Genomic DNA, 7,846 nt, shown 5'->3' with positions numbered 1-7,846 from the left:
GCTCGTTCGACTTGCATGTATTAGGCATGCCGCCAGCGTTCGTTCTGAGCCAGGATCAAACTCTCAAGTTTGATGTCCGATCTCGATCCAGGAGGAATAATCCCAAACCGAAACCGCTCATTTCCAGGAGCCATTCCTGCACAAATCTTACATGGTGTGTAAGGACATTGTGAGGATGGCTAATTTAACCGAGTATCCTGCGCCTAGAAGCCGCAAGAACCCGGAGCCGCCGCCCACATGTCCCTTCATCAATCAACAATGTCAAAGAGCCGACAACCATACCGGACAGCTATCCTACCCCGTTCCTTGCGTTCCGGGAGACTAGCGTCCGTACCTGTTGGCGACCGTCGTTTCCGCCGTCCCTGTGGGGCAGCGCCGCGTCGGTGAAGGGGCATATATGGAGGGCTTCCCGAACCGTCAAACCCTTTTTGCAATTTTATTTCAGAATTTTTTGGGACTTGCCGGATAGAAGGACCCTGCGGCCATGAACGGTCCGGAAAACAGGAATGAAGATGGGTTTGCAGGACGCCGACGCAAGCGACGCCGGTTTTGGCTCGAAGATAAGAAGCGCGATCCTCTGGCGGTCGGGCAGCCAGATCGTGGCGCAGATGCTGAGCTGGGTCGTGACATTGGCCGTGATTCGAATGCTCGATCCCGCCGATTACGGTCTGTTCGCAATGACGCAGGTGATCCTGAACTTCGCGACCTTCCTCAACGGCTATGGGCTGGTGAGCGCGCTCGTGCAGTCCGAAACCGTCGAGACGCACAAATTGCGGCAGGCCTTCGGCATCATGCTGTTGCTGAACGGCGGACTTGCCCTGGCCCAGCTTGCGGTCGCTCCGCTGGCAGCTGCCTATTATGAGCAGCCCATGGTTGCGGATTTGCTGCGGGTGCAGGCGCTGCTCTATCTGTCGACGCCCTTCATCTCGATTCCCGAGGCGATCATGGGCCGGGCGATGGATTTCCGGCGGCCCGCGCTGGTCAACCTGATCGCGGCCATCGCGTCGGCGGCGGTGGCGCTGACCGGGGCGCTGTCGGGCTGGGGCGTCTGGACATTGGTGTTCGCGCCGATTGCGGGATTCTGGGTCAAGGGCATAGGCTATGTGCTGGCGACCGGGTTCACGCCGATTCCCAGCTTCGATTTCCGCGGGACCGGGGCGATGGTGGCCTATGGCGCGTCGCTGCTGGGGGGGCAGCTTTTCTGGATCGTGCAGAGTCAGGCCGATATCTTCATCGGCGGACGGGTGCTGGAGCCGCATCAACTGGGCCTTTATGCCGAAGCGCTGTTCCTGACGCAGATATTCGTCAGCAAATTCATCCCGCCGCTCAATGACGTGGCCTTCCCCGCCTATGCGCGGATGCAGAAGGACCCGTCGCGAATCGCATGGTCCTTCTGCAAGGCGGTGCGGCTGCTGCTGCTGATTAGCTGTCCGGTCTATCTGGGCATGGCGGCGACGGCGGGGCCTTTGGTCGAGACGCTGTTCGGGGCGAAGTGGCGGGACATGGCGCCCTTCGTCGCGATTCTGGCGCTCGCCATGCCGTTCATGACGTTGCAGGTGATGTTCGCGCCGGTCAGCAATGCGCTGGGCCGGCCGGGGACGACGGCGCGGGTGGCGGCGGTGGGCGCGGTGCTGATGCCGGCGGCTTTCTTCATCGGGATTCGATTCGGGGCGATGGGGCTGGCCTGGGCATGGTTGTGCGCTTTCCCTATTCTGACGCTGATCACCGCCCGGCTGGCGGGCGCGCCGATGGGGTTGCGGCTGATCGACCTGATGCGGGCGACCGCACCGGGGCTTGGCTGCTCGCTGTTGATGGCTGCGGCGGTGATGGCGGTCGACCGGTTGCTGCCGCCCCTCGCCGCGCCGATCCGGCTGGGGATATTGGTTCCGGCGGGGGGCCTGGCCTTTCTGGCCGCCCTGATGCTGTGCGCGCGGGGGACGCTGATGGAACTGGTCGCGCTGGTCGTTCGGCGGGCCTCGCCGGTCGAGGCGCCCGCCTGAAACGGGTCAGGCGGTCTGGATATAGTCGCGCAGGGCGGCAGCTTCCGATTCGATCGAATCGATGCGGAACTTCACCAGATCGCCTATCGACACCAGTCCGACCAGCGCGCCGTCGACCACTACGGGCAGATGCCGGATGCGCCGCTTCGTCATCAGCGACAGGCAGTGGATGACGGGCGTCCGCTCGTCCGTGGTGATCGCAGGAGCCGTCATGATCTCCCCCACCGGGCGCTCCAGAACCCCTGCCCCCTCCTGCGCCACGCGATAGACCAGGTCGCGTTCGGAAAAGATGCCGACCACCTTGCCGTCATCCACCACCGGGACGCAGCCGATCCGCCGCTCGGCCAGCAATTGCACCACCGACAGGACCGTGTCGCCCGATTGCACCTGGACGACATCCTGTCCCTTGCGTTGCAGAATCGCCGCGATCGTCATGGTCCGTCTCCCTGCCTGCCGGCTAAATGCCTCAGTCCCTTGATGATCCCACTTTCACACTCCAAAGGAAAGGGATGACGCACAGACAAGGACTTGATGACCCGCAGGTCGCGCAGGTCGCATGGCGGCGGTTCCGCCGCATCATGGGATGGATGGCGCTGGGCGGCGCATTGTGCGTCGGGGCGGCGCTGCTCTTCCTGCGCTGGTGGGCGGGCCCCATGCCGATCCATATGGTCATCGCCACCATATTGGGCGTCTGGTTGACGTTCATGTTGGGGACGGGTCTGATGGCGCTGGCATTTCTGTCGAGCGGAACGGGACATGACGAACAGGTCATCGACCGGATGAAGGATGAGGTTTCCAGTGATGACTGACGAAAAGGGCGAAGTGGTGTTGCGCGTGGTGCCGCACATCACGGACATCAACGCCAATGGGCATATTTTCGGCGGCTGGGTGTTGAGCCAGATGGACATTGCCGGCGGCATCATCGCCGCCCGGATCGCCCGGGGCGCCGTAGCGACCGTCGCGATAGAGGGCATGACGTTCATTGCCCCGATCCTGCTGGGCGACATCGTGTCGGTCTATGCCCATGAGGAAAGGCGGGGACGGACATCGGTCGCCATCCGGATCGATGTCGTCGCGACGCGGGGATCGCAGGAGACGAAGGTCGAACTGACCAGCGGCCTGTTCACCTTCGTCGCTTTGGATGAAAATCACCGGCCGCGTCCGCTGCCCATTGCCTGATCCCGTCGAGGCCGTGCCGGAAGCATGAAAAAGGGAACAGCGCAGCGGCACTGTCCCCTTTTCTTGACGCTCGTCCCCACCCATCCGGGTGGAACCGGCGCCTATTCGGCGGCTTCAGCAGCAGGCCGGGCCCGGCGGGTGCGCTTGCGCGGGGCTTCAGCGGCAGGTTCCGCATCATTGTCGGCGCGCGCGATCGAGGGCGGCAGCACCGCCAGATCCAGACCGCCCTGGCCTTCCTCCTGCGCGGCCGCCGCCTTGCGCGGACGTCCGCGACGGGCGCGGGGAGCCTCAGCCTCGGGCTGCGATTCCGGAGCGGCCTGCATGGGGGCCGACGGCTGAGGCGCGGTTTCGGGCTGCCGCTGTTCCACGGCTTCCTCGATGGCCACTTCCTCTACCGGCGAGCGTTCCCGGCGCCGTTCGTTACGATCGTTGCGGTCGTTCCGGTCATTGCGATCGCGCCGATTGCGGTCGTTCCGGCCTTCGCGATAATCGCGCTGCTCGTCCCGACGGCGATCGAAGTCCTGCCCGCGGTCGCTCGCCTGATCGGCGCGCCCGTCCTCGCCCGCTTCGTCCCCGGCATCGAAATCGTCGAAATTCTCGTCGAAGCTTTCGTCGCGCGGGCGGAAGCGTTGCTGTTGCTCCTCCTGACGGGCGCGATTGTCGGCCAGCACGCGGAAATAATGGTCGGCAAACTGCAGATAATATTCCGCATTCACCCGATCGCCCGCCATCTGGGCATCGCGCGCCATATTCTTGTATTTTTCAAGAAGCTGGGCCGCATTGCCGCGTGCGCGGCTGTCGATCCGGTTGCCATTGTCACCGCCGCCCCGATTGCCACCGTTGGGCCGGCCATTATTGTTGTTCCGGCCGCGATTCCGGCGACCGGCCTGCCTGTTGTTGATCAAGAGCTGATCCTTGCGTTCACTTTGCCATCATTCACGGAAAAACACTGTTCAGTCGCCATCCTTCAGCACGGCCTGACCATCGGGCCGGATAAGGCTCCGCCAGGCAGGGGCCGAGCGATCGGCCTATGCCCTTGACCTGCCAGAGGCGCCTGCGCAGCAGCGCCGTCGTGACTTTGAAGGAGCGGGAAAACGGCCTTTTCTTGTCGCGGCCCCACAGGGCAGATCCTCAGGATAGTGCCGTCCCTAAGCTCCATGTAGTGGCTTCCCGGCCATAAACCAAGCAATTTTAGCTTGTGCCGGCGCAAATCCTTCGCCGGGTCAGACGGATGGAGCCAGGGTTGCGATCAGGCAGCGGTCATGACCGGCGAGATCGTGGCGGACCGCGACGCTAAGTCCTTGATCGGCAAGCAGGGTGGAGACGCTGAGCCGTTGGTCGTAGCCGATCTCGATGGCGGCCATCCCGTCCGGCGCCAGCAACCGGGGCAGCATCGGCGCGATCCGGCGATAGTCGTCCAGCCCGTCCGCGCCTGCGAAAAGGGCGCTTTCGGGCTCATGGAAGACGTCGCCCGCCAACGCAACGTCGCGGGCGATATAGGGTGGATTGATCAGGATCAGGTCGAAGGAGCCGTCCATTCCCTCCGCCCAGTCGCCCATCCGGAAATCGGCGCGTTCGCTGAGATCCAGCCGATCAGCATTGCCCTGGGCGACCGCCAGCGCCGCCGGGGAAATATCGACGCCCACCCCGCTTGCCTGCGGCCATTGGCTGAGCGCCGCGAGCAGCAGCGCGCCCGAACCGGTGCCGAGGTCGAGGATGCGGGCGGGACTCCGCGCGCCGAAATGGTCGAGAGCGGCCTCGATCAGCGTTTCGCTGTCAGGACGGGGAATGAGGACATCTGGCGTGACGCGCAGGCTGATCGTCCAGAAATCGCGCGCGCCGGTGATATAGGCGATGGGTTCGCCGGTCAGGCGGCGTTGGAGCAGCGCTTCGAAACCGGGCGGGACGCTGAGGTCGCGCTGGCGCATCAGCAGGTCGTTGCGGTCGATCTCCAGCGCGTGGGCCAGGAGCAGTTCGGCGTCGAGGCGCGGGGTGGCGCTTATGAGGGCGAGGCGCTCGGTTGCCTGACGCAAGGCTGGAGCGACCCCCATATTTGTCATTCCCGCGAAAGCGGGAACCCATCTCCAGACGCTGCACCAAGTCGCAACTTATGGGAGATGGATTCCCGCCTACGCGGGAATGACGGATGGTGTTGAGAGGGCGACGGCATCACGCCACGCCATCCAGTTGGGCGAGGCGGGCGGCTTCATCCTCCGCCACCAGCGCGTCGATGACTTCGGACAAGCCCGATCCTTCGAGGATTTCGGGCAGGCGGTGCAGGGTCAGGTTGATGCGATGGTCCGTCACCCGCCCTTGCGGGAAATTATAGGTGCGGATGCGTTCGGACCGGTCGCCGGAGCCCACCATCGCCTTGCGCGCACCGGCCTGTTCGCTCTGGGCGCGCTCGCGTTCCATCTCATACAGGCGGGCGCGCAGCACCTGCATCGCCTTGGCCTTGTTCTTGTGCTGGGATCGCTCGTCCTGCTGCGTCACCACGATGCCGGAGGGCAAGTGGGTGATGCGCACGGCGGAATCGGTGGTGTTGACGTGCTGGCCGCCCGCGCCGGACGCCCGGTAGATGTCGATCTTGAGGTCGCTGTCCGCGATCTGGACATCGACCTCCTCCGGCTCCGGCAGCACCGCGACGGTGGCTGCGGAGGTGTGGATGCGTCCTCCGCTTTCCGTGACCGGAACGCGCTGGACACGGTGGACGCCGCTCTCGAACTTCAGCTTGGCGAAGACGCCGGTGCCGGTGACGCTGGCGACCACTTCCTTATACCCGCCGACTTCGGAAGCGTTGGCGGAGATCAATTCCATCTTCCAGCCCTGCGCGTCGGCGTAGCGCTGGTACATGCGGAACAGGTCGCCCGCGAACAGCGCCGCTTCGTCGCCGCCGGTGCCTGCGCGGATTTCCAGCATGGCCGGGCGGGCGTCGGCGGCATCCTTCGGCAGCAATTGCAGCGCGAGGGCGCGTTCGGCATCGGGCAACCGACTTTTGATCAGTTGCATCTCCTCCTGCGCCATTTCGCGCATCAGCGGGTCGGCATCCGCATCCTCGCCGCCCGCCATATATTCGAGGGCGCTCAGTTCCTGGCGCAGCCGGCGGACTTCGTGGGCGGCCCTGGCCACCGGCTCGATCTCCGCATATTCCTTGGACAGCCGCACGAACTCCTCCGGCGCGAGGTCGGCACGCGTCATCGATGCCTGCACCTCGTCCCGGCGCGCTTCGATCTGCGCGATGCGTTCGGCGGAGATATGCATCAGCGCGTTGCCAGTTTCCCGATCAGCGCATCTAGGGCGACGGCTTCCTGTTCGCCCGTGCCGAGATTGCGGACGGCCGCCTCGCCCCGCGCCAGTTCGTCGTCCCCCAGGATCACCGCCCAGGCCGCGCCCGAAGCATTGGCCCGCTGCATCCGCTTCTTCATGTTGCCGCGATAGCCCATGTCGCAGGCAATGCCCGCGCGGCGCAGGTCGGCGATGATGCCGGTGGCCCTGACTTCGGCGGCTTCACCCATGGGTATGACGGCGACGGTCGGGCCGGCAATCTCCGGCATATCCACCAGCATCGCCAGCCGCTCGATCCCCGCCGCCCAGCCGACCGCCGGGGTCGAGGGGCCGCCCAGATTCTCGATCAGCCCGTCATAGCGCCCGCCGCCGAGCACCGTGCCCTGCGCGCCGAGCCGGTCGGTGATGAACTCGAACGCGGTGTGGCGATAATAATCCAACCCGCGCACCAGCCGGGCGTTGCGCTCCCACGCCACGCCCGCCGCGTCCAGGCCCGCCGTCACCTTTTCGAAGAAGCTGCGCGCTTCATCGGTCAGATAGGCGTCGATGTCCGGCGCGCTGTCCGCCACCGGACGGTCGCGTGGGTCCTTGCTGTCGAGGATGCGCAGCGGATTGCGGTGCAGGCGATCGAGGCTCTCCTCCGAAAGCTGGTCCCGATGCGCCTCGAAATGCGCGATCAGCGCGGCGCGCCACGCTTCGCGGCTCGGGCCGTCGCCCAGCGTGTTGAGATTGAGCGTCACGCCGTCCGACACGCCCAGTTCGCGCAGCAACTGGTCGGCCAGCACCAGCAGTTCCACGTCCGCGCCCGGCTCGCCCGCGCCGATGACCTCGGCGTCGAGTTGGTGGAACTGGCGGAAGCGGCCCTTTTGCGGACGCTCGTAACGGAAGAGCGGGCCGTGGGTCGCGACCTTCAGCGGCGCATATTGCTGCCAACCCTCGGTGATATAGGCGCGGGAAATGCCTGCCGTGAATTCCGGGCGCAGGGTGATGCTGTCGCCGCCGCGATCCTCGAACGTGTACATTTCCTTGGAAACGACGTCCGTACTTTCGCCCAGCGACCGGGCGAACACCGCCGTCGATTCGAACACCGGCACTTCCACCCGCTGGAATCCGTAGAGCCTGCGCACCCGGTCGAAGGTCGCGACCACATGGGCGAAACGTTCCTGAAACGCTTCGCTCGTGCCGCCCAGCATGTCCTGCGTGCCGCGCACCGGGCGCGGGGTTTCGATCTTCGCCATGGGGCAGCGCCTTTAACGATAAAGACGGCTCAAGGAAACGCGCTTTTTTGTCGTAAAATATGCCAAGAAGAGTTGGGGGTGGACGAGAGCGGAATGGCTCGCCATGCTGTTGTTATACGGTCGTTCGACCGCACGCTTTTTCGG

8 protein-coding genes and 1 rRNA gene are annotated in these 7,846 nt (G+C 64.8%); 3 read left to right on the top strand and 6 right to left on the bottom strand.

Annotation, left to right across the window (positions count from 1 at the left end; translation table 11 throughout):
- Positions 1-71, bottom strand: a 16S ribosomal RNA gene (locus K7W03_RS03010); the annotation flags it as partial.
- A gap of 441 nt (positions 72-512) precedes the next feature.
- Here K7W03_RS03010 and K7W03_RS03005 point away from each other — a divergent pair.
- Positions 513-2,000 (top strand): lipopolysaccharide biosynthesis protein, encoded by a 1,488-nt coding sequence (locus tag K7W03_RS03005; RefSeq protein WP_222885530.1) that lies wholly within the window; start codon positions 513-515, stop codon positions 1,998-2,000.
- Positions 2,001-2,006: 6 nt separating this feature from the next.
- Here K7W03_RS03005 and K7W03_RS03000 read toward each other — a convergent pair whose 3' ends face one another.
- Positions 2,007-2,435, bottom strand: a complete 429-nt coding sequence (locus K7W03_RS03000) for a CBS domain-containing protein (protein WP_044660616.1) — start codon at positions 2,433-2,435, stop codon at positions 2,007-2,009.
- Positions 2,436-2,509: 74 nt separating this feature from the next.
- Between K7W03_RS03000 and K7W03_RS02995 the strand changes: the two genes are divergently transcribed.
- Together K7W03_RS02995 and K7W03_RS02990 are read left to right on the top strand one after the other, a co-directional pair.
- Positions 2,510-2,809, top strand: a complete 300-nt coding sequence (locus tag K7W03_RS02995; RefSeq protein WP_048577311.1) for a hypothetical protein — start codon at positions 2,510-2,512, stop codon at positions 2,807-2,809.
- Positions 2,802-3,179 carry an acyl-CoA thioesterase gene (locus K7W03_RS02990; protein ID WP_103001261.1) on the top strand — a complete coding sequence of 126 codons (378 nt, stop codon included), beginning with the start codon at positions 2,802-2,804 and terminating at the stop codon, positions 3,177-3,179. The genes K7W03_RS02995 and K7W03_RS02990 overlap by 8 nt, the downstream gene beginning before the upstream one ends.
- 101 nt (positions 3,180-3,280) lie before the next feature.
- On the opposite strand, the gene K7W03_RS02985 is transcribed toward K7W03_RS02990, so the two are convergent.
- The 4 genes from K7W03_RS02985 to hisS form a co-directional block, all read right to left on the bottom strand.
- On the bottom strand, positions 3,281-4,084 hold the full coding sequence (locus K7W03_RS02985; protein ID WP_222885515.1) for a DUF4167 domain-containing protein: 804 nt from the start codon (positions 4,082-4,084) through the stop codon (positions 3,281-3,283).
- A gap of 318 nt (positions 4,085-4,402) precedes the next feature.
- Positions 4,403-5,230, bottom strand: a complete 828-nt coding sequence (prmC, locus tag K7W03_RS02980) for a peptide chain release factor N(5)-glutamine methyltransferase (RefSeq protein WP_222885514.1) — start codon at positions 5,228-5,230, stop codon at positions 4,403-4,405.
- Between the two features lie 118 nt (positions 5,231-5,348).
- Positions 5,349-6,440: a peptide chain release factor 1 gene (gene prfA / locus K7W03_RS02975; RefSeq protein WP_413469301.1), complete on the bottom strand. Its 1,092-nt coding sequence runs from the start codon at positions 6,438-6,440 to the stop codon at positions 5,349-5,351.
- Positions 6,440-7,702: a histidine--tRNA ligase gene (gene hisS / locus K7W03_RS02970; protein ID WP_222885513.1), complete on the bottom strand. Its 1,263-nt coding sequence runs from the start codon at positions 7,700-7,702 to the stop codon at positions 6,440-6,442. The genes prfA and hisS overlap by 1 nt, the downstream gene beginning before the upstream one ends.
- Positions 7,703-7,846: the final 144 nt, after the last annotated feature.

The organism is Sphingobium sp. PNB, assembly GCF_019873065.1.
Taxonomy (GTDB): Bacteria; Pseudomonadota; Alphaproteobacteria; order Sphingomonadales; family Sphingomonadaceae; genus Sphingobium; species Sphingobium fuliginis.
This window is presented reverse-complemented; position numbering and strand designations above follow the sequence as displayed.